At 67.4% G+C, this 22,201-nt stretch carries 16 protein-coding genes and 3 pseudogenes; 9 read left to right on the top strand and 10 right to left on the bottom strand.

Annotation, left to right across the window (positions count from 1 at the left end; all coding sequences use genetic code 11):
- The first annotated feature begins 347 nt into the window (after nt 1–347).
- A complete protein-coding gene (locus tag OG322_RS40765; protein WP_266413044.1) occupies nt 348–476 on the top strand; it encodes a hypothetical protein in 129 nt (42 codons plus the stop codon).
- Nucleotides 477–605: 129 nt separating this feature from the next.
- Here the strand turns inward: OG322_RS40765 and OG322_RS40760 are convergent, their stop codons facing one another.
- From OG322_RS40760 to OG322_RS40750, 3 genes and pseudogenes are all read right to left on the bottom strand, one after another.
- Nucleotides 606–1,367 carry a hypothetical protein gene (locus OG322_RS40760; RefSeq protein ID WP_329305840.1) on the bottom strand — a complete coding sequence of 254 codons (762 nt, stop codon included), beginning with the start codon at nt 1,365–1,367 and terminating at the stop codon, nt 606–608.
- Nucleotides 1,368–1,553: 186 nt separating this feature from the next.
- Nucleotides 1,554–2,495, bottom strand: a complete 942-nt coding sequence (locus tag OG322_RS40755; protein ID WP_329305841.1) for a DUF4238 domain-containing protein — start codon at nt 2,493–2,495, stop codon at nt 1,554–1,556.
- 127 nt (nt 2,496–2,622) lie between these two features.
- Nucleotides 2,623–2,745: pseudogene (locus OG322_RS40750) on the bottom strand (IS5/IS1182 family transposase); the annotation flags it as partial.
- Between the two features lie 20 nt (nt 2,746–2,765).
- Here OG322_RS40750 and OG322_RS40745 point away from each other — a divergent pair.
- A pseudogene (locus tag OG322_RS40745) lies at nt 2,766–2,978 on the top strand (hypothetical protein); the annotation flags it as partial.
- Here the strand turns inward: OG322_RS40745 and OG322_RS40740 are convergent.
- The 6 genes and pseudogenes from OG322_RS40740 to OG322_RS40715 all read right to left on the bottom strand — a co-directional run bounded on the left by OG322_RS40740 (nt 2,974) and on the right by OG322_RS40715 (nt 8,958).
- Nucleotides 2,974–4,500 (bottom strand): hypothetical protein, encoded by a 1,527-nt coding sequence (locus OG322_RS40740; protein ID WP_123467442.1) that lies wholly within the window; start codon nt 4,498–4,500, stop codon nt 2,974–2,976. The pseudogene OG322_RS40745 and the gene OG322_RS40740 sit on opposite strands and share 5 nt — an antisense overlap.
- 74 nt (nt 4,501–4,574) lie before the next feature.
- Nucleotides 4,575–5,417, bottom strand: coding sequence for an IS5 family transposase (locus OG322_RS40735; RefSeq protein ID WP_123467440.1), 843 nt, complete (start codon nt 5,415–5,417; stop codon nt 4,575–4,577).
- A gap of 84 nt (nt 5,418–5,501) precedes the next feature.
- Entirely contained in the window at nt 5,502–6,434 is a 933-nt protein-coding gene (locus tag OG322_RS40730) for an ISAs1 family transposase (protein ID WP_329305842.1), read from the bottom strand.
- Between the two features lie 50 nt (nt 6,435–6,484).
- Nucleotides 6,485–6,544: pseudogene (locus tag OG322_RS40725) on the bottom strand (hypothetical protein); the annotation flags it as partial.
- Nucleotides 6,545–6,920: 376 nt separating this feature from the next.
- Nucleotides 6,921–7,802 carry a hypothetical protein gene (locus OG322_RS40720; RefSeq protein ID WP_329305843.1) on the bottom strand — a complete coding sequence of 294 codons (882 nt, stop codon included), beginning with the start codon at nt 7,800–7,802 and terminating at the stop codon, nt 6,921–6,923.
- Nucleotides 7,803–7,866: 64 nt separating this feature from the next.
- Nucleotides 7,867–8,958, bottom strand: coding sequence for an outer membrane protein assembly factor BamB family protein (locus tag OG322_RS40715; RefSeq protein ID WP_443066511.1), 1,092 nt, complete (start codon nt 8,956–8,958; stop codon nt 7,867–7,869).
- A gap of 1,429 nt (nt 8,959–10,387) precedes the next feature.
- On the opposite strand from OG322_RS40715, the gene OG322_RS40710 reads away from it, so the two are divergent.
- The 5 genes from OG322_RS40710 (at nt 10,388) to OG322_RS40690 (ending at nt 19,596) form a co-directional block, all read left to right on the top strand.
- Nucleotides 10,388–11,620, top strand: coding sequence for a restriction endonuclease-related protein (locus tag OG322_RS40710; protein WP_329305845.1), 1,233 nt, complete (start codon nt 10,388–10,390; stop codon nt 11,618–11,620).
- Nucleotides 11,617–14,985, top strand: a complete 3,369-nt coding sequence (locus tag OG322_RS40705) for a hypothetical protein (RefSeq protein WP_329305846.1) — start codon at nt 11,617–11,619, stop codon at nt 14,983–14,985. The genes OG322_RS40710 and OG322_RS40705 overlap by 4 nt, the downstream gene beginning before the upstream one ends.
- Nucleotides 14,982–18,755, top strand: a complete 3,774-nt coding sequence (locus OG322_RS40700) for an RNA-guided endonuclease TnpB family protein (RefSeq protein WP_329307686.1) — start codon at nt 14,982–14,984, stop codon at nt 18,753–18,755. The genes OG322_RS40705 and OG322_RS40700 overlap by 4 nt, the downstream gene beginning before the upstream one ends.
- A gap of 30 nt (nt 18,756–18,785) precedes the next feature.
- Complete coding sequence (locus OG322_RS40695; RefSeq protein ID WP_329305849.1) at nt 18,786–18,974, top strand: hypothetical protein; 189 nt, start codon at nt 18,786–18,788, stop codon at nt 18,972–18,974.
- A 238-nt stretch (nt 18,975–19,212) separates the two neighbouring features.
- Complete coding sequence (locus OG322_RS40690; protein WP_329305850.1) at nt 19,213–19,596, top strand: hypothetical protein; 384 nt, start codon at nt 19,213–19,215, stop codon at nt 19,594–19,596.
- Here OG322_RS40690 and OG322_RS40685 read toward each other — a convergent pair.
- Nucleotides 19,540–20,571 (bottom strand): hypothetical protein, encoded by a 1,032-nt coding sequence (locus tag OG322_RS40685; protein WP_329305851.1) that lies wholly within the window; start codon nt 20,569–20,571, stop codon nt 19,540–19,542. The two genes, OG322_RS40690 and OG322_RS40685, sit on opposite strands and share 57 nt — an antisense overlap.
- Nucleotides 20,572–20,756: 185 nt before the next feature.
- Here OG322_RS40685 and OG322_RS40680 point away from each other — a divergent pair, with 185 nt between their 5' ends.
- The gene (locus OG322_RS40680) at nt 20,757–21,755 is read left to right on the top strand and encodes an IS630 family transposase (RefSeq protein WP_443066584.1); all 999 of its coding nucleotides are present in this window, start codon (nt 20,757–20,759) and stop codon (nt 21,753–21,755) included.
- A 180-nt stretch (nt 21,756–21,935) separates the two neighbouring features.
- A complete protein-coding gene (locus OG322_RS40675; RefSeq protein WP_260146888.1) occupies nt 21,936–22,199 on the top strand; it encodes a hypothetical protein in 264 nt (87 codons plus the stop codon).
- Nucleotides 22,200–22,201 lie beyond the last annotated feature (2 nt).

The following is a 22,201-nucleotide window of genomic DNA, read 5'->3' as shown; positions in this document are numbered from 1 at the left end:
TGCCGCGATTCATCGCTTACTCAGCCATGTTCAATTTCTCTAGGTGTCATTCATGCGAATCAATGCGTAGTTGAGAGTACCGGACGCCCCCTCAGACGGGCTACATCATTTGATGTGTGGGGCGCTGAACAGGGGCCCACATGCGGCCTGGAGGCTTCTCCAGCCGAGTCCAATCGGGGAGCCTCGGAGCACCGACGCCGGCAAGCACTTGGTGCTCCGGGTCCCCAATCGCGAAAGAGGCGGTACCTCTGACGATGGAACGTACAACAGGAGAGCGCACCGAGCCCAGCCCGCGAGCTGAGCTCCCAGACGTAGTCGGTGAGAAGTCCAGCCGGTTCCTGCGATGGATGACCTTCGGATACACGGCGGTCTGCACCGTGGGCGGTACGGTCATCGCACTGACGGTCTCCCCGCCGGTCGGACTGGCTCTGCTTGCCGTTGCGGCTCCCGCCATCACCATCCAGATCCGCCGGTGAATCTCGGCTGGCCGCAGTTCTCGGGCTGCGGCCAGCGAAGCCACTCCCGTGCTCGCCGAGAACCAGAAGCAGAGTTCACGTCATGGGTGCCGGGATCGTGGGCAACGACGTCGACACCATGCTGTTGGGTCAGGAAGGGATCTGGCCTTCAAGGATCGCGGTGACCTTGTCACTCATGAACTCCAACCACTCGTCTCGGTCGTGGCCGTTCAGCGGATGGAGCACTGCGGGTAGCGGGGCTCGGCACAGCGATCGGAGATCGGCTGCCGTTCGGTCCTCGCCGTACTGCAGCCAGTGGTCAACAACAGCCCACCCTTGCCCATCCACCACCGACTGACCGGCATGATGCGCGCTCCCCCGGCCGCTGGGTGTGAGGGTCCAGGCCAGGGGGCGGAAGTAGACTTCCGAGAAGACGTCGTAGTGCTGCGTGTGCTCAATGACCCGGACGGCGTTGTACATGCCCGCCAAACGGGTGTGCCGGTCCAGGCATATGGCCAGGCGCAGACTGGCTCCGTCCGGCATCGTGATGCGATCGCGCCGGTTGAGGAGGTCCTCGGCAAGCTCGCGGAACATCACCCGCAGATGCGGGCTGGTGGCGAACATGCCGATGAGAATGGATCGGGCCACACGGGCCGGTGCCAGGCGCACAGGCGGCAGGTAGAGACGCTGTTGCAGGTTCACCCGCGCCAGCACGGCGTTGCTGAAGTCCGCGTAGGCGGCGTCGTAGTGGACGCCGGCCATGCTGTTGCAGTCGCTGCACAGGCTGTAGAACCACATACCGCCCTGTGCGGCGCGCCCGTGACCCAGGACCCGGTCCGCCAAGCGTACGTTCGCGCTGACTACCCGGTCCCTGTTGCCGGCGGCCTGGGGCGGCACATGGGCCTTGGTCATTTTTCGGACGTCACCGCAGAGACCGCACGGGCGGCTGCCTGCGCTACGCAGGTCAATCCCCAGAGTTCCAGGCGGTCTTCTGTCAGCCACGTGGAGAGCCTAACCGGAGCCTCGGACAAGGCCGGAACGGTTTAACGCCTGCTCCCACCTCCGAGGCCCACCCCCTGCTCTGCCACCTTCACCCGGTCAAGGGTGTGCCACGGCTGGGGAGCGAGGCGGTGGGTGCTCAACAGTCCAGCGATGTTCGATGTTCTGGCCGGGCGGAAAAACGGGATACTCCAAGACGTACTGAGGAGCAGAGTGCGTCTGCCCGTCCCATGGTTTGGGCTGGCCCGGGCTGTTCGGCTTCCAATGCTTCCAGGGGTCGTGCTGCGGGTGGTGGATCACGAACTGGTCGGCCACGTCATAGGCCACCTCCACAAGTGCGAAGCCGATGGCACCCTTGGCGTGCATCAGATGGTCCACCCACTTGCGCGGGTCGGCGGCTCGGGTAGCGGGACCGGGCAGGAAAAGGAAGCGGTGAGGGTCCAGCGGGAGCATGACGTCGCTCAGTGCGGCGGCGCGCAGCTGGTCTTCGTCGTCGGGGCGGTTCCATACGGCAATCGGGGTATCGCTGGTCAGCAGGCACATGTCGCTGAAGCCGAGCGCCCACGGACGTGCTTCCAGGGCGAGTGCCAAGGTGGCGATGTTCTCGACGATGTAGAGCAGGTGGGGGTTGTTCTGCGCGAGCGTGCGCACTTCCTGCGGAAGGCCGGTGATGTCCGGTGCTTCGGCCCGCTGATGGATAAGCCGTTTCCTCTGGCGGGTAGTGCGCAGGATCTGGGCAGCCATCCACCAGGCGAGGACATGGCGCTGGTCCGGGCCCAACGGCCAGTCCGGCGTAAGCGCCCATTCCTGGTCGTGCAACAGCACCTTCAGTACTGGGTCGGCACGTGTCTCAAGGGAGGTGAACAGCTTCTCAGCAGCATGGTGAGGGACTCCCTCAGCACTGATTCCCCAGTAGTAACCGGTCTCAGCAGCGATGCCAGTAGGCGTCACCCGAAACGGTTCGTTGATCTTGTCGAGGCGTCGCACCTTCAGCTCGTACTTACGGCGTCCCATGTGCTGGGCGAAGTGCTTCAGGTACATCTGAGCAGGGCTTGATCAAGTTCCGTTGAGGTCGGGCTTGTAGGTGATGCCCAGGATTGGGAGGGCTCGTTCGGGTTGGTCGCGGATGGCGCGAGTGGTCTTAGAGGCCGCGCGGATAGGGATGCGGTCATAGTCGGTGGTTCGGGCGTTCGTCCCAGCGGTGAGTCGTCCATGCCCGCCGGATCAGACTACGCACGGTGATGATCATGTCCGCGAGGTCGAAGAATGCCTCGATGACGGTGGCGCGTCGCTAGTAGGAGTGGGCGAGGAGATTGCTTCGGGAGCCTGGATCACGAGGTGTTGCTCGCAATTCTGGAGGATAGAATCCACGATGGACGATTTCTGCCGCTGATCCGGCAGATGATCAAGGCCGGGTATTTAGAGGACTGGCGGTGGAACCCCACGCTCAGCGGCGCACCGCAGGGTGGCGTGACTTGCTGCCGGAACAGGCCGACTACCTGGTCCGCCGCGCCCGTCCTCAGTTGGCCTCCCGCACTCTCGCAGCGGTCCGCTCGGCGAGCTCGCGGACGCCGTTCGCGGCGTTCTCCGAGAGCTCGCCGAGTATGGCGTCGGCGGCCGTGAGGAGGGCACAGGTCTCCTCGGGGCGGCCAGCGTCGGCCAGGGCGAGGGTGAGCCGGTAGTGCTCCTCGGCGATGTAACGGCCGAGGTTGACCTGCTGCCAATGGCGCAGTGAGTCGTCGCCCGGGGTGGCCAGGGCGTCGCGCACGGCGGCCAGGCTGTCCGCCGCCTGCGGCAAGCGGCCCGCCTCCCGCTCGAGGCGGGCCAGGGTGTGCCGGGCCGAGGCCCGGTCCCATGCCGTCTCCTGAAGGGCGGCGTACAGGCGCTGGGCGCGCAGCGCCTGGGTAAGGTCGCCGAGTTCCTCGAAGTCCCGGGCGAGCCCACTCAGCGGAGCCGTGGCCAGGGTGCGGGGCGCCTCGGGGCGGCGGAGTCTGCTCTGGTCCATGAAGATGTTGTCGAGTTCGCGGATCAGCGTCACCCGAGCGAGGCCCGTCATCCCCTGGTCCCGCGCCAGGTCGGTCCATGTGGAGACCGGCTCGTCCGACGGGTCCGTCCCGAACATCGACTCGTCGAGCGCCCGCGCCCACTGTTGCAACTCGTCCGCGCTTGCGCCCGGTTCCGGTATCCCGCCCAGGCCGCACGCCGTGTCGAAGTCCGTCTCCCGGACCTCAAGCAGCAGCGGCAGATCTCCGGTGTCCCCGCGCAGCCCCACCAGCACGGCCGCGAGCCGCAGTTCGTTCGTCATCGATGACCGTGTTTCGTGCCGCAGCAGATGCCGCAGCAGCTCCAGATCGTCCTCGGCTCGGTCGAACTGCGCGGCCCGCAGGGTGATCCGGCGCCGCACCGGGTCCTCGGCGACTTCACGCCATGCCATGCGGTCGCCCTCCCGCAACCAGGCGAGATCGGCGCGGCCCACCGCGAGCACCGGTTCCCACAGCGGGGGACCGGCCGGGCCTATCCGGTCGTACGCGCACCCCTCATCCGCGTTGAGCAGTACAAAGTCCGGCTCGGTGCGCAGCAGCGCGGCACGCAGTCTGCCGACCAGCTCGACCGGGGAGCGTTTCGGGAAGCCCAGCGCCGCACGGAGCTCGGCCCGCTCCTCATCGATTCCGTAGTACTCGCGGATCTCGTCCTCGGTCTCCGCGATGCACGCCAGGATTTTCTCCTCGTTGTCGTCCGGCGACAGATGTGTGTAGCCGCGCCAGCCGGGCAGGCCGATCACTAGCTCCAGGGTCTCGTCGACACTTGAGCCGATGATCCCCGCGGCGCCCTCCGAGTCGGCGTAGAGCACCGAGCCGTCCGCGCACACGAAGTACGTACCGCCGGTATCGTCCCCGGCTACCGTCTCCAACGGCCCGCCCGAGGCGAGGCGGACTTCCTCGACATGGCCATGGGCGGCGCGGTCCAGGTCGAAGTCGAAGGGGAAGGCGGCCAGTTCGGCCAGGCGGCGGTCCTGCCGCAGCAGCCGTAGCGCGTGATCGGTCATGTCACAGAACGTAACACCGTCCACTGACAAGGGACTCGCGGCCTCTGTAGGAAGCCGTGCGGATAGCGGTGCGATCATGGTCGGCGGTTCGTGCGTTCGTGCCAGCGGTGGGTCGTCCATGCCTGTCGGATCAGACTACGCACGGTGATGATCGTGTCGGCGAGGTCGAAGAATGCGTCGATGACGGTGGTGCGCCGCTCGTAGCAGCGGGCGAGGCGGTGGAAGGCGTTCTGCCAGGCGTGAGTGCGTTCGACATGCCAACGCCGACTGGCCTGGATGGGCGCTTTCTCACCCTTGTGTGCGATGCGGCCGTGCAGGCCGCGTTCGCTGAGCAGAGTGCGGGTCTTGTCCGAGTCGTAGCCGGCGTCCAGATGCACGGTGATGTCGTCGGGTAACGGCCCCAGGTCGTCCAGGCGGTCCAGGGTCGGGGCGAGCAGCGGGGAGTCGTGGCGGTTGGCACCGGCCAGGACACGACCCAGTGGAATGCCGTACCCGTCCGTCATGCCCGAGCGTTTCAGGCCCTGTTTGCCGCGGTCGACCGGTGAGCGACCGGCCACCTCGCCGCCTCCGGGAGCCTTGGTGATGGAGCCGTCCACGGCGATCTGGTCGAGGACGAGGCCGACGATCCGGTCGTAGGAGTCCAGCGCGATCTGCTTGAGCTGGGCGAAGACGCCGAGTCGTATCCACTCGTCGCGACGGCTGCGGATCGTGGTGGCCGAGCAGGTCGTGTCGGCGATCGCCTCGTAGGAACAGCCGAAGCGCAGCAGTTGCAGGAGCTTGTCGAAGATGATGCGGTCGCTGATGCGTCGGCGGTGGCAGCCGAGTGGATGGCCCGGGTGGAACTCGGGACGCTCGGAAAGCAGTGCCACGAATTGGTCCCAGAGCGGCTCGGTGAGCCATGGTGGCAGCGCGGGCACAGGTCTCCCTCGTGATCACAGAGCGTCGTAATCCCATGATCACCGGGACCTGTGCCTGTTCTGTTGCCGGGCCCTCAACCACGCCTATCCGCGCGACCTCTTAGCGATGTTGGTCGCGCCGAGGGCTTTGAGGGCTCCGATCGCGAGGTTGCGGAGGGTGGCCATGACGTGGGGTGCGTTGCCGGCGTGGACGGTGGAGGCGTCTTCGGCGAAGGTACGGTCGCGGATGTGGTGCTGGGCTTCCACGGTCCAGTGTCCGCCCAGGTGGGAGGCGAGTTCGGCCGGTTTCGCCTGGTGGGCGTCGAGGCTGGTGACCGCGTAGACGGTCTCGCGGGTCTCCTTCCTGCCGGTTGCTTTGCGGCGGCGGTGGACGCGGAGGGCGAGCTTCGCGTGGGGGAAGGCGATGCCGCCGAGGTTGTCGGCGATGGCGAGAGTCTTGACCGAGCGAGACTCGCGACGGCCGTGTCCCTTGTTCGAGGCGGTGTGCTGGATGGCCACCGCGTGCCAGTCCAGACCGTCCAGCTGGGCCCAGGCGGTGGGCTGGTTGGGCTTGATCACGGCCACGTAGTGCGCCTTCTTGGTCTCCACCAGCCAGGCGACATTGGCCCTCACCGAGTGCAGCGCGTCGAAGGTGACCACGTCTTCTTCCAGGTCGAGCGGTGCAAGCAGGGGCTGGAAGTGCCGTGTCTCGTTGGTCTTGGACCCAACCTCGGTCTGGGCGAGGGTGACCGGGCGGCCGTGGGTGACGGCGGACAGAAGGTGCCGGCGGGGCTGATCCAGGCGGGCGGAGCCGCGCAGTGCCTTGCCGTCCACGGCGATCACCCGTCGTCTGTCCGGGGCTGCGGCGGTATGGCGGTGAGCCAGCCAGGCTCCGACGGCCGCATCGAGTGCGTCGGCGTCGAGACGCTCGAGGACCCTCCCGATCGCGGACCTGGACGGTGCATGCCGCCAGTGCAGCAGGTGACGGCGCACGTCGAGCGCGGCGAGCAGCCCGGCGTCGGCACAAGGGCGCCCCACTCGGCGAGTTCGTCGATGGTCCGGGCTCCTGAGACCGCGGCGGCCGCGCAGACCAGCAGGATCGAGGCCAACGAGTACCAACGGCCCCGCCGGGAGCGAGGATCGGGCACCGCCTCCAGGAAGAACCGCAGGTCAGCCACGTCGTCCGGGTTGAGCGGACCCAACTTGGCCAACACGGCAGGGATCGGGGAAGATGAGACAGCGGACACGGGAACCCTCTTGATCACTCGGCTTAGACACCTGAATGATCACGGATTCCGTGTCCGCTCTGTCATCCACCCCAACTCGCCGCAACCTCACGCCAGTTGGGCGAACCCGGAACTGCGCAAGCCCTGCTCCGCCCTGACCGGCGTCTGCAACATCGCCGCCGGCCTCCGCCGGACAGCCCGGCCCGCACTCTCACCCTGCTCGGTCTCACATGATCAAGAAGGACGAGGCCCAACTACGCCGAGGCCCTGCTCCTGAAACTGAACCGTAGTTTTCTTCTCACCGGTAAGAGCGAAGCGCACGGTGCAGTGCAGCAAATTCCTTCGATGGCGTAATACCGGGAATTTGCATCACTTCCCGCACTCTGCGAGCGTTACTTCCCATGCAGCTTGAAGATTCAGGCGCGATTTTCCAGGTCATGCCGCTGGGGTAGAAATATTCATCCTCGCCAGGGCTGAGGATAGCTAGGGGGCCAATACCGAGGTCAGTACCATCCGCGTCGTGGAGCTGAATCGTCACGACTCCCATCCAAGGCGACTTGCCGGCCTCCTTCGAATCGGGGCCGACGGTCAGGGAAAAACGGTCGTTCTCCCCGGACTTCACATCGAAGACCACATCTTCTTCGGTAGCTTTAGTGAATGGAGGTTTCTGCGAAAGAGGGATTTCGATGGCGTAGTGTGCCGAAGTCCCCAGGTCCCCACCCGTCCCTCCGCAGGTTTTGAGGTTCTCCGAGATTTCCACATTCGCACTTACCTTCGTAATGATCGCCGAGCCACTTCCACGATTACGGACGGCGATATTGATCTCTGAGCCGCTGAGTCCTGTGACCTCCTTCTTTGAATCTCTCGATGTCTCGACCCCTTTCAACTTGTCAGTAAACCGTGCGCTTACAGCAGTGACTTCCAGAAGCCCCCTGCGCTCGGCTTCCTTCTTCCCTGTCTCCGCTTGGCTGTCACCGCTCATTGCCGAGTCCCACGCAGGAATCAGTGCGACGATGCTGAGAACCAGCGCCACAGACGCGATCAGTGTGCCGGGTGTGCGCCAGCCGTCTGCTTGCTGCGGCGGCACAGGCGGATTCGCACCCTGCTGCGGCGGCACAGGCGGATTGGCACCCTGCTGCGGCGGCACAGGCGGATTGGCACCCTGCTGCTGCGATGACAAAGCATCCCTCCCGTTATCCTAAATAGACACAAAAGCTTCACCGTATCGAATATCAAAGCGAAACTTAGCCAAAGAATAGGTCACCTGTGGAAACGTCGTAGACTGTGATCTCCTCTCCGTTGTGGCAATAAATCAGATCGTTGGTGACGATCTGAACCGCACCTTTCAAGGGGGATGACCAAATATCCTCGCCTCCTGCCGTGTCGACGGCGCGAACCTTTGGCCCTTGAGTGTTGACCAAAATCACCCCTGAAGGCCCTGGAAGCATTTCAGATGACAGTTCACCCCCTACTCGCCACTGCTCCTTACCCGTTTCAGGATCAAGCGCAAGAAGAGAATATTCTCCGTTGACGCGAACGGAAAAATGGACAATGAGAAGGTCATCGTGAAGCACCATTTGCAGCGGCGTTACCGGCTCCGGCAGCGGAATGGACCAGACTGTCCTACCCGTGTCGCTATGCAGGGTAATTAATTTCTCATCCGTCACTAGGTGAAGGAGTCCTCCCCCCGAGAGAAATGAGGCATCCGAAGACATTAATGCTCGAGTCCATTCAACTCGATCATTTTCAACGGAAAGCGTACGCAATTCCCCCGGCGCGGTAACGAACACAGTAGTTCCGTCATCCTGGCGCCTTTCGACATTGCGAATCCCAACCAAATGAACCAAACTGCCGGCCACTTTGATTCCCAAGTCGCTAGCGTCTGGGATTTCTTCAGCCCAAATTAATTTCCCTGTCTCACGATCCAGCGCCATAGCCCCGAACGGCTCCACACCTTTATGGGTGAAAATAAGAATGTTTCCGTGCGCGATAATTTGACCCGCTTGAAATACCTTGACTCGCCAGAGGATCCTGCCCGTTTTCGCAGACAATCCAAATACGTGGTCCTGCGTGGCGGCTACGACAAAGGCGCCAGATTTAGCAATCTCCACTACCTGGTTTCCAGGTAACTTTCGCCGCCACATGCGCTTTCCGTTGGCTGCGCATAGCGCTACGACCTCGCCGGTCGTGTCCCCGTCGCCACCCCCAACCAGGACCTGCCCCCCGGCTGCAATCACTTGCGGATAGTACGGCTCGCCCCATTTATCCGGCTCACCTGCATTCCCTGCAGAGCTGCGCCATTTGAGGCGGCCGCTGCGCGCTTCCCTCAACCACACTGTGCGGTCCCCCTCTGCCCCGCTCAACCAGGGCCCAGACAGAGAAAGCGAAGTACGTAAAGCACCCGAGAAAGGCACAGGCCACACCGGCGCCCCGGGCGACGGGGTCAACTCAGGCCAGGACGGGCAGCGATGGGCGACACGATCTTTCCCGTCTGTCGCGCTGTCGCCCGAGCAGCCAGAAATCCCAGCAAGGGCACAAGCCGAAGACGTACCCCACCATACGAATGATCTTCTCGTCATGCCGCTGGATGTCACGAGCCCACCGTCCATCGCTGCACCCCTCCAGGAGAGTCACGCCACACGCCAGCCGCCACCCAGCTTGATCGCGCGTGACGAGCTCAACGGACCTCAGATCTTACGGCTCGTCAGGTGGCGACAAGGGGCCAACTTGAAATCATCAGGAGAATCTGCCTGCTCCTGCCGGTGGGGGGAACTTCACAATGATCACGAAGACCGTGCCTGCTCTGCTATGCACGCCAACCGGTCACTACCCGACCAACCGCACGACCCCGGAACTTGCAACCGCCCTGACATCTGAGGCACTGTGTGATCCCGAGTTCCCCCGGCCTTGGTCGCGCGCTTCCCCGACGATGCTTTACCCACCCGTTTTCCCTCCCTGCCTAGTCGTACGTTCCATTCGTACACGGAACCGCGACGCTGATGCCCACGCTTTCGGCAGGCCGCGGTCGGCGCGTGCCAGCAGGGCGGCCGGGGAAGGTGACGCTTCACGCCGGGAGCAGCGAGCGGAGGACGCGCGTCGGCGTGAAGCGCAGAGGCAGGAGGTGGAGATCCGTCCAGGTAGCGCCGTAAGGCGTGGCTGGCTTCCCCGCTTGTCAGAAGGCCCAGCGGAGGCGCGATGAAGCCAAGGCGCGGAGGGACGCACAGAAGGCCCGGGGTCCGGTGTTGTGGCCGTGGATCGGTCGGTGTTCGCAGGTCAGGGGCGCAACGCGGACTCTGTTGCACAGGGCGGTGTTGCGCGAGGCGCTGTGATCCTTCGTGCGGTCGGGCGCGGTCCCGGGCCTCGGGTGCGAGGGCGCCGGGATCCCCGGCTACCGACGGCGCGTGATGCCGAACCGGCCGCGGGGCCTTGCCGCGCGTTCGGTCTCATGCGCCTGGCGGCGCGCGACGCGCTCAGCCTTCGCGCGGTCGGCGGCCTCCGTCGCGCACGGCCCGCACAGCCGGTCCCACTCCCCCGGCCACGAAGACCGCATGGTCTCCTGCCAGCGCTCGTCGGTGAACTTCCTTCCGCGGCGCCTGCGGGTCGCTGTTGGGGGCACGACGCTGTTGGCCCCGGTCCGGAGGCAGCCGGACGCGAGTTCGTCCGGAAGACCACCGCAGAGCGCACGTCGGACCGGGATCACCGGATCAGGGGAAGATCCCCGAACTCCCGTGCCCTCCCCCAGGGCGGGGGGGTTGAGGTTGTGGCATGGGCTCGATGCGGTGGGGGAGGACCGGGGTGTCGGTGGTGGCCGGGACGGCAGCGGCCGTTCAAGAACTCGACGTGGGCCAGCGCGCAGCGCTCGACGCCTGCGTGGTCGCGGCGTTGGCCTTGAGTAGCAGCGAAGGCGAGGCACAGGGGCGGATGCGGCTGCTGATGGAGTGCCATGGTCGCTACGTGCGCTCGTTCGGGGTCCTTGAGCAGGCACCGTCGTACGAGGTGTTCACCCGTTGGCTCTGCGGAAGCCGGGTGGCCGACCTTTTGCCGGGACGGCCCCAGGGATCAGTGCTCGGCAAGCTGTGGCTGCTCGATGACGACGGCATGCCCAGCTCGGCGCTGCACCGGCTCGCGGTGGAGGCCTCTGAGCACGGCCACCAGGCCCCGGGGATCGGTGCCGACATCCGCCATCTGCACAGCCTGCTGCGGGCGGTGGGAATGCTGCCGGTGAGTACCGGGCTGTCACGGATCTCCGGCGAGACCGTCCAGCACGCCGTCTTTCGCGCGCTGGGGGCCGCCGGCTTCGAGGCGTACACCCGGGGCCGGGAGGCGATGGTCCGCACGCCCGTCCTGACACGGCGTGTTTTGTCCCGGAACACCGCGTTGGTCGAGCTGGGCGCGTACACCGGTATCTCCCCGACGCGGCAGTTCGGCGGCCTGTGGGCAGCGTGTCCGATGTGCAGTTGGACGATGCGGGCCGTCTACCGCCCCAACGGCGTGGTGGATGTCGAGTGTGAGGACGAGCGCCACAGCCTGCTGGGCGCCCGGTACCGGGCCGAGCCGACTGCGATGGAGGGCTGGCGCCTGGCCCCGTGCGGCGAACTGCGCACCGTGCCGGAGCTGCTGCCCGTGGAGGGCTATGTGGCGTTGCCCTACGCCCTGTGGCTGTGGGTGACGCTCCCGGGCCTGCTGGAGGTCGAGCTGCGCGACCGGCTGGTCGCTTTGGGCGCGGAGGTGCGGCTGTGGCCGTTCGGCGACGCGTATGACCTGCATGTCACTCGTCCCGGCTGGTCCAGGGTGTGGCGCGTCGACGTCAAGACCTGGGCCGATCCGTACGGGCTGGCCCAGAAGTTGCGCGAGGATCCCGAGGGGCCCGGCGAGCTGTGCTTCGTGGTGCCTGAGCACCTGCGGGGGTATCTGCCGCTGCTGCGCCGGGTGGTGCGGAGCAGCGGGGCCCGGGTGCTGACCGATGCCGACTTGGTGGCGGAGGTGGAGGGGGCGTGAGCAGGACGCTTGCCGGTGCTCTGGCCTTGGCCGAGTATCTTCTTCCCGCCCGGTTCCGCGACGGGCGGCAGGTGGTGCGCGTCGCGGACGCCCATGTCCTGCTGAGCGGGCACGCGCCGCGTGTCGTGGCGGGCTGGGCGCAGTGGTCGGAGGCGGACAAGCAGCGCCTCGGTGCGCTGTTGGGCACCCGCCATCGGGGTGAGGCGCTACTGCACCACGTCGAACGGACCGTCTACGACGTCTTCCACACCCCGGACGCGGACGACCCGCTGCCCGCTCTCTACGCGCTCGGGTACCACGAGCGTGGGCGGGCGTTTGAAGTGCTGCCGGCTCACGGGCAGGACCCTTCGGACGTCGCCGAACGCCTGCTCGCGCCGGCTAAGCCTCGGCGGCTGCTGCGGGTCGCGAGCGGATCGGGCTGGTCGGCGCCGACATCGCGTGGGCGAGTCCAGCTCGCTTTCCCCGACGAGCAGGGGGTGTACAGGCCGCCTCAGGTCGTGACCGCGCCGGCGGTTGAGTTGGTGGTGGACGCCGATGAGCTCGGCTGGCAGAGCCGGGACACCGACCAGGATATGCAGGGCCCGGCTTTCCGTGAGAAGCAGATCGCGCTGCTGCTGCGCGGGACCATCGGTGGCGGGCAGCGCCCCTTGGAACCCGTCGTCCTGCCGCCGGGCCGGACGCACCTGCTGAGTGCGCCCCCGGGCGTGGGCAAGAACGTCTTCGGCCGAGGCCTGGCGATCCAGCAGGCGGGCCTGGACCGCACCACCGTGCTGGTGGTCAGTGACAACGGCGATGTCTACGGCGAGGCCTCCACCTTGCAGCAGGAGCTGCGGGCGGCGGGCGTCAAGGAGACGGCCACGCCGTTCATCGCCCCCAACAGCCGGTACAAGTTCGCGCTGCGCTCCGCCGCGAAGCTGGAGGGCACCGGCGTGCCGCTGGCGCAGGCCTCGGCCAGCATTGCCTTCCTCGTCAACAACTCCGCCTACGGGTGCGCCGCGCAAGCGCAGCTGGAGGGACGTGACGCCTTTGAGGGCGGCAGGGAGCCGTGCACGGTTGCGGCGTCGGATGCTTTTGGCCAACCGGAGCGGGCTCTGTGCCCGTATGTGTCGTCCTGCGGGAAGTTCTCCCACGTCGAGGCCGCAACGACGGCCAGGATCATCGTGACCACCCACGCCTGTTTCCAGTCCGGGATGATCAAAGTTCCGGTGGAGGTCGACGGGGAGGTCCGCAACAGCATCAGCGTGCGGGAGTTCCTTCTGCGCCTGGCGTCCTATGTGGTCGTCGATGAGGTTGATGCCTACCAGTCGCGGGGGTTCGGTGAGTGCGGCGAGCTGGAGCTCGCGTCCCGCTCCCGCCCGACCACGGTGCTGCGGCGCATCCGCGACAGCCTGCACCAGGCGCCGCCTCGGCTGGCGGTGGCGGTGCGCCGGCCCCTGACCCGGGCGGTATTCCTGGCTGAGCAGCTGCTCGACCTGGTGGCCGGGGAGGAGGTCTGCACCGAGGTCGCCCAGGCCCAGGCCCTGGCCCGTGGGCAGGACCCGCGCCGGACGCGGCAGGTCCTGCAGGACCGCAAGCGCTGGTATCAACCCCATCAGTGGGACCGGCATCTGCTGGAGAACCTGATCGGGGTGGATCCCGAGGCCGCGGCCACCGCCGAGCAGGCCGACTGTCTGCAGGCTCTACTCCCGCGCGTGGCCACCCGGCCGGGCGACCGGCCTTCCTGCGCTGTCCTGCCGGATCGGCTGCGGCCCGTCCCGGGCGTGCTGGAGCGGATGCTCACGATCGACGAGGGCGGGGAGTGGCAGCTTGCTTCCTTCAAGGACGAACTGCGGGAGATCGTCTCCACCGCGCTGCCCGCCTTCTGCGCTGCCGAGAACGGAGCCGACGGAGCACCTGCCGAGTCCACGGTGCCGGCACAGCGCGGGCTCGACCGGCCGGAGCCGGTGCAGGCGCTCACGCGCACCGAGGTCACCGCGGGCGTCCTGCACGCGTTGATGATGAAGACGTGGCTGACGGCCATCGTCCACACGATGTTCACCCTGACGGACAGGGCCGGCGAACTCACCGGGCACGGCATCGACGCTGCCTCCGAGCTCTCCGACGCCATCGGCCACCGGGGCTCCGGCACCGTCGTCCCGTTCGGTCCTTTGGGCCGGCAGCTGGGCGGTTTCCGCTTCGAGGGGCTGGACGATCCGGGTGGCCACGCGAGTTTCAAGATGGAGGTGCTGCGCGCCGATCCCCATACCGAGACGCAGTTCCTCGGCAGCATCGTCTCCCTCGCCCTGAGCGGCCGCCAGCGCACTGTCCTAGGCATGTCCGCCACCGGGTTCATGCCGGGCGCGGCACGCACCCACCTGCTCGCCCGCCCCGACTGGGCGATGCCCGACACCCTCCGAGATGGTCTGACCATCTTCAACAGCACCCCTGTCGCCGACGGCAAGCTCTTGGCTGTCGGCAGCACCCCCTACCGCGAACGCGACCAGCGGGTCATCTCTCTGGCCGCCGGCTACGCACCGGGCCTGGTGCGCGACCTGGACCGGCTGGCCGCAGACGCGCGCACCCGCCATCGTGCGCGGGCCCTGATCACCGTCAACTCCTACCGGCATGCCCGCCTGTTCGCCCAGGCCCTGTACGACACCGCGCTCGCCCTCGGACGGCGGCTGCGGATCTACGTCGCCGTCGCGGATACTCCCGACCCGTCTCTGCCGCCGGTCTGCGATGCGATCGGCCAGCTCACCCGCGACCGTTTCGCGGAGCTGGCGGACCTCGACGGTGAGGTGCTCATCTCGCCGCTGCCGCGCACCGAGCGGGGCTTGAACGTGCTAACCGTGTTCGAGGGCATCGCCGTGTCGGCCATCACCCTGATCGCCATGGGTGTGCGGCCGGTCATGCCGGCCGAGGACCCTGCGGTGCTGGCGGCCAGTGTCGCCGCCCGGGCCTGGCGCGACACCGTACCCGGCGACGACCCCGCCGCCGTACTGGCCCGGGCCCGCGCGGCGGCCGACGCGCACCTGCGCCTGAACCTCAACGCACCCAAGCGCTTCTCCGCCCTGCCCGACGAGCTGAAGTACGAACTCGTCGCCACCCTCCTCGGGCAGAGCGTCCAGTTGGCAGGCCGCGGACGCCGCGGGCAGACCCACGTCGAGCTCCACTTCATCGACGGCGCCTTCCACGACCCCACCTGGGGATCCGACCTGCCCACCCTGATCCGGGGATGGCTCGAGCAGTCCCCGCAGGACGACCTCGCCCAGCTCGGCGCTTCCTACGGCCACACCGTCGAGGAATTCGCCGAGTACGCCCACGCCCAGCACATGCTCCCCGCGCTGCGCGCGGGCTTTGACTCCTACCTGGGAGAGTACGCATGAGTCGCCCGCTCGACAGCGTCGCTCGCAAGCAGGCGCGCCTGCTGCAGTTCCGCACCGCTCCCGCCGACCTGGGCGAGGTCATCGCCTACCGGCCCGAGGCTCCCGTGCTGGATCTGGCCATGGAGCTGTCGCGCGAGTACAAGCGCAACGTCGGCACCGGTCTGGACGTGCAGCCCCCCTACCGGGCACTGGAGTGTGTCCTGCGCGCGGCGGCGGGCACCTGGGCGCGCTGGCAGTGGAACGACGGCTGCTACGAACTCCTGTGCGCGGCGCCGATCAGCGCCGAGGACCGGCACGACGTGTTCCGCTACTGGGCCGAAGCCGTGGTCCTCGGGCCCGACGGCCAGCGCATCGGCGAACAACTGGCCGAACTCCTCGCCCGGGCCGAGCCCCGCTCCGCCGTCCTGCCCGCGCCGCCGAGCGCCGGCAAACGCTCGCGCGCATGGTGGCCGGGCGAACTCGCCCGCTGGCGCCTGGCCGAGGAACTCGCCGCCCTCGAGTGGCCCCGCAACAACGGCACCCCCGTCCGTTTCACCCTGTGCACCGACGGCCGGCTGGCCGCGATCGGCCACGAACTGCCCGCCCAACCCGACCGCAAGGGCGTCGTGCGGCACCTGCTGCCCCGTATCACCATCGGCACCGCCGCCAGCGGTCACTCCCGGCGCCACGCGGTGACCGTGAACGCCACCACCACCCTCCTCGCCACCTCCTGGAAGAGGGTCGCCACCGTCCTGCTGGCCAACCCTGACCAGCCGCTCGTCGTCTCCGCAGCCGCCGACGGCCCGCCGTGGAAACGCCGCCTGAACGTCCCCGCGGTAGCCGCCAGTCGCCGCCTGGCCGCCCTGCCCCGCCTGAGCGCGAACGTGCCTCCCTTCCCCGAGCACCTCGCCGACGACGCCCTGGCCGACACCGCCCCGGGGCCGGTCTGGGCCGTCGCCCCAGCCAGCGCCCGCACCCCCGGCCTGGGCCGCGGACACGGCATGGAGTTCTTCCGCCACATCGAAGAAGCCATCGACAGCCGGTGCGAGAAGTACAGCCACCGCAGCCCCGTGTTCATCGAGGTCCCCGGCATCAAGGTGCCTCCCACCGAGAGCGGCTCACGCGTCAGCGGACCGATCCCCTTCGAACGGATCCCCGCCGCCCTGGACGCCGCCGGCGTGGGCACCCTCCTCGTCCCCGTCCTGTGGAGCACCGACGAGGTCCGCGCCCGGGTGAAGGGCGCGATCGCCGACCAGTGGGGCCCCGGCGAGGACTGGAAGGCCGTCGACGGTGTCGCCGAACCCGTCGCCGGCGGGCGTATCGAGGTCGTCTTCCTCCACGACAAGACCGATGCCCTCGGCCACGGACCGCGCACCAGCGCGGAGCGCGAGCGGGACCTGGCGCAACTGCTCGCCCCCTACACCCGCGAGGACATGCTCGTCGCGGCGATCTGCGAGACCGACTGGGACCCCGAGCGCTGGTACCCGAGCGTCGAAGCCCGCGAGAAGGCCGAGGCCGAGGACGGCAAGTGGCCCTCCAAGCAGGCTCTCGCGCGCCTCGCAACGACCTCCCAGTACATCAAGCAGGCCCCGCCGCCGGTCCCCACCCACACCCGGGAGGGCAAGCCCTACAACGAGAAGTACCGCGCGAAGAAGGTCGCCTCCCGCCAGAGCGGCCTCGACAGCTCGACCGCGAACGTGCTGCGCGAGATCCTCAGCGGCGTCGGCGCCACCGACCACCGCCTCGGTGCCGCGTTCGGCAAACTGCCGCTCGAGAACTGGTGGCACATCGGCATCCACGTCCGCCGCCACGCCCAGCGCCGCACACCCGGCAAGCGCCGTACCACCGAACCAGCACCGATCACCGCAACCCTCACCGCGATGCGCCCCACCGGCGGGAAGGACGACCCCTGGCAGGTCTGGGCCTACAGCCCCCAGGCCGGGCAGTGGCAGCCCCACAGCCCGGCCACAACAGCGCTGCACGCCACCGACCTCGCATGGGACGTCAGCGGATACCGCGCCGCCGCGGACGAGACACTCCAGGCCCGTGCCGCCGCGGACATCGTCGAGCAGGCCCTCATCGCCATCCGCACCCAACTCCCCGCAACAGCCCCCGCCGTCCTCTACGTCGACGGCGACGCCGCCGAGTACATCTGGGCGGGCCTAACCGACGAAGCCCTGGGCCAGGACCCGCCCCCCGGCATGCCCCGGCCGGCATCCTGGCTGCCCGGCCACAGCCTCCCCCGCGCCCAGCGCCCCCTGGCCACCGTCCGCGTCATCGGCGACCTGGAACGCATCGGCCGCCCCACCGGGGCCCACATGCGCACCAGCGACGGCACCTGGCGCGCCACCGACACCACCAACAGCCTCTTCCAACTCGCCACCGACACCGGTGCCGTCACCTTTCCCGATCTCCTGCTCGTCAATGTCCCCCGCACCTGGGCCGCCGGCCCCGCCGGCCGCTTCGGCAAGGACGAGACACGCTTCGACAGCGGCATCCAGAGCAAGAACGGCTACGCCCACACCGCCACCCGGTTCACCGTCATCGCCCAGAGCCCCGACGCCGACTGCGACCTCATCGGAGCTGTCGCCGCCGTCCTGACCAACCAGGGCATCACCTCCGACGTCCGCCAAAGCGCCCCCACCCCCTCCACCTCGCCCGCAGGATGGACTCCACCCACCCCTACTACCGCCGCACCGCGGAAAGCACCGAAGACGCCCCCGATGCCACCGAAGACGGGAACACCGCGCAGGAGGAGACCACCAGCCTGTAGCCAAGGCGCGCTCACCCCGACGAGGAGTCCCTTGAGGAATTCCGGGATACCGACGCCAAAGCTGACGCCGATGCCCTCCACGCCGCTACGGTCCTGGGACAATCTGGCCATGGCGCTCATCCGTGCCATCACCGCGGCCGACTACTCAGTGGTGGCGGCGCTGCTGGCCGCGAACGGTCTGGGAGACGGCTGGGGCTACGAGCCCGAGGGGCTGAGCGTCGTTGTCGCCGAGCTCCACGAAGCCGTCGTCGGGGTGGCCGAGTTCCAGCTCCACTGCGACTTCGGACACGACGCGTCGTTCAATGTCCGGATCGCTGCCCCGGTGCCGGCCCTGCCCACGCGCAAGCAGCGGGACGGCGGGACCGTCGGGGTCGACCTGGGCGTGGCTGTCATCGCGGCGGCCTCCGAGCCGGTGATCACCGCGCAGGGTAAAACGCAGTTGTTCGAGAACCCCCGGCACCTGGACAACGCGGTGCGCCAGCTGACGAAGTGGCAGCGGCGGATGTCCCGCCGCCACGTGCGAGGGCTTCCCGCACACAGGCAGAGCGCGGGCTGGCGGGAGGCCCGGGACCAGGTCGCACGGCTCATGGGGCTGGTCGCGCAGCGGCGCGCCTCGACACAGCATCTGCTGACGAAGCAGCTCGTGACCCAGTTCGCGCACATCGCGGTCGAGGACCTGCGGGTGAAGAACATGACCCGCTCCGCGCGCGGCACCCAGGACGCACCCGGGCGGAACGTGGCGGCGAAGGCCGGGCTGAACCGGGCCATCCTCGATGTCGGCTTCGGCGAGATCCGCCGGCAGATCGAGTACAAGGCCAAGCGCCACGGCGTCAGGGTCACCGCGGTCAACCCCGCCTACACCTCACAGACCTGCCACCAGTGCGGGCACGTCGACCGCAAAAGCCGGCGCACCCGCTCCGTCTTCGAATGCACACAGTGCGGACACGCCACCCACGCCGACATCGGCGCCGCCCACAACATCAAACACCGCGCACTCGACACCACCGACCAGCGGTAAGAACCAGGCACTGAAGGTCGAGGACACACCATGAGTGAGACAGCACAGATGACCGGCGGCCCGCTGAACGGGCAGACCGTCGAACTCCACCCCGTCCAGGAGCAGAACGGTGAGTACGGCGCCTTGGTGGGCGGGGACACCGGCCCCGGTGACCCCGCCTACGTACGCGACGGACACGGCCGGTGGTGCTGGCAGGGCAAACCCTGGCCCACCAACTGACCGGCACCGCCGCACCCGCGCCCCCAGCCCAGCGCTGGCGGGGCCGAAGAAGCCACCTGGGCTACCACGCGTCGACGTCGCATCCGACGAACGAGAACCGCAGGTGGCCACCCGTACCACCGAACAGGTCAGCCACGCCATCCTCCTCACAGCTGAGGCCGGTAGCGGTATCTTGCCGTGCGACGCATCCGCAGAATGATCAACTATCGCGACTGACGAATCCGAAACCGGGGGAAACGTGAAGGAAGACGATGGTGAAGAAAACGGGGAATTTAGCACTGAATCCAACACCGAATCCAACGGTATTCTAACTGGCATCTGGAGTTACTTAGGAATTGGCGTCGGGCTATTTCTGATGCTTGATTATGTATACTCCCTCGACCTTAAACCTGGTGAAAAACCGTCATGGGAGCAAGACGTGGTCTTCTGCTCTCTCCTCCTCGGCCCTATAGCTCTTCTCTCACTACTCGGAGAGGAGTTGGCTCGAGAGATAAGAAAGGGAAAGCTCTCTTATTCAACATACTGGTCAACCTTTTTCGCTGTCACCGCAGCCGTGTGCACATTTCTAGGCATCACAAGTATTGAAGATGTTAAAAAGATATTCGATTCGTGGGATTGGTGAATTCACTTCAGCTCCCGCGTTACCGGATCGGTCACAGTGAGCCTTTTCCACTTGATCAGGTGGCGAGTTCGAGAGCTGGTACTGCTGGACGAAGCCGGGGTCCTTCAGCCGGTCGGGCTCGGGCAGCTGCTTGTGCGGGTCAGACCGGCGCTGCCCGGCGAGCGACCAGCCCATGGGGCGCAGTCCGGCACGGCCCATGTCCCGGTCGACTCCCGCCAGGTAGTCCGCGTCGACGGGCAGCTCCCAGTTCGACTGCCAGATCAACCCGTCCAGGGCGATGGGGAGGTGCGGGAATCCGAAGAGGAAGCCCAGACAGCGCTCGCGCAGCACTGCCGCGCTCTGCTCGGGGCTCAGCGGGACGCCCTTCTCTTCGTTCCCGGGGCCGGGGAGTGCGGTCCTGCAGTCGGTGTCGGGGAAGATGTCGATCTCCCCGATCACGACGTGCGCCGTTGCGTTCTCACGGTCGGGGTAGGACCAGTGCTTCGGCACAAGGACGATCACGTCGTGGGTGCCGAGAGCGTCGGTCACCGCCGACGTGAGCGGGCTGCGGTCGGTGCGGGGCAAGCCGCGGTCGCTCTCCTGCGAGGCGTGGCGGACCTGCCACATGCAGGCGTGGTGTGTCAGGAGGCCGGGGCCGTCCGGCGAGGCCCACAGCGTGCTGGTCGTCGGCTCCGGCGGGGTGGCCGGCTCAATCTTGCGGCGGCCCCGGCCGCGACGCGCGCCGCTCATGGTCCAGCTCCAGTAGTCCTCGGCTTCCTCGAGGAGCAGGACCCGCTGTCCACTGTGTGCCCAGGCCGCCGCGATCCCGCCAACCAGGTGGTAGAGGTTCCCTGAGCGCTCCGCCAGGAACCGCAGGACGTGTGGTGCGTGCGGCGCATCGCCGGTCCCCGCACGGCGCAGGGCCTCGGTGTACTTGGCTCCGCCCCGGCTCGCCCTGCGGGCGGTCTGTGCGGCGGTGGACTGGTTCTTCGGCATGACGTACTCCTCTGCCGGGCCGGGCCACGCCCCCGGTCCCGGCTCGTACGACTGCCGTGGACACGACGGAACGCAGAACGGGAAGGAGCGGGCCCCGCAGGACCTTGACCCCCGCGTCCGGCGGCGTGGCTCCGGAGGCGGGCGGTGATCGGCAGTACGCACTAGTGTGATGCGCCAGAAATCCCATGGTTAGTCAGTACCCTGTTGTCATGTCACATCCCGGCCCTTCTGCTGTGAAGATCACGTTGTCAGGGGAAGAGCGTGCCGAGTTGGTGCGCCGGACGGAATGGCCAGACCGGCGCTCGGCCGAGAAGGCTCGGATCCTCCTGGCGTGCGCTGAGGGCATGTCGAACGCGGGTGTCGCACGCGTCGTCGGTGTCCAGGCCAAGACGGTTGGCAAGTGGCGTCGGGCTTTCGCCGCAGAGCGGATGGCCGGGCTTGAGGACGCCGGCTGGATCGGCCGACCCAAGGCCGACCTGGTCCTGAACGAGGCTGAGCGGACGCAGCTGACGCAGTGGGCGCGGCGGGCGAAGACCGCCCAGTTCCTCGCGTTGCGAGCCAAGATCGTGCTGCGCTGCGCGGAGGGCGGGACGAACCAGCAGGCCGCGGCCGACCTCGGCGTCGACAGATCGACCGTGGACCGCTGGCGGGCCCGGTTCATCGCCCAACGCCTCGACGGTCTGCACGACGAGCCCCGCTCGGGTCGGCCACCCTCGATCCTTCTCGACCAGGTCGAAGAGGTCATCGTGGCCACCCTGGAGTCGACCGCGGGCAGAGACACCCACTGGTCACGGGCCTCGATGGCTCAGCGCACCGGCCTGTCGAAGTCGACCATCGGCCGGATCTGGAAGAAGTTCGACCTCAAGCCGCACCTGCAGGACTCCTTCAAACTGTCCACCGACCCGCAGTTCGTCGCCAAGGTCGTCGATGTCGTCGGTTTGTACCATCACCCGCCCGAGAAGGCGGTCGTGCTCTGCGTGGACGAGAAATCCCAGATCCAGGCCCTGGACCGCTCACAGCCGGTCCTGCCGATGATGCCGGGCATGCCCGAACGCCGGACCCACGACTACTACCGGCATGGCATCACCAGCCTGTTCGCCGCCTTCAACATCACTGACGGAACCGTTGTCGGCGTACTCGCGTATGTGCAGAGGTGCGTACGGTTGAACGTGCAGAGCAAGTAGCCGCCCGCTGCGCTCATTGCCATGCGAGAGGATGGGGCGGTGGACCTTCGTTACTTCAATCAGACCGGCTGGACCGCGATCTTCAATGGCACCGAGACCGAGATTGGCCGCATGGTGCGGGTGGAGGCATGGGACCCGGCAACTGGAACGGCGCTTGTAGTCGACCCGAGGCGAGGAGCTATGCGTCCCGTCACGGACTACGAGGCCTTCTCCCACCTTGAGAAGGCCGACCAGGTCGTAGCCGCCGTTCCTGGTGGCGGGTGGCGGGCCCACTGGAAGGACGAGGGCCCGGGAAACACCCCGCTCACGGAACAGGTACTCGCGTGGCTGATCACCTCGCAGGGCCGGGCAACGGCCATCACGATGGACGCTCACGGGCATGTTGAGGATGCCGACAGTGCCGACGCCTTCATCCCGCCGGGCGAGGAGCTGGGCCAGGATTGAGT

Source organism: Streptomyces sp. NBC_01260 (assembly GCF_036226405.1).
Taxonomy (GTDB): domain Bacteria; phylum Actinomycetota; class Actinomycetes; order Streptomycetales; family Streptomycetaceae; genus Streptomyces; species Streptomyces laculatispora.
This window is presented reverse-complemented; position numbering and strand designations above follow the sequence as displayed.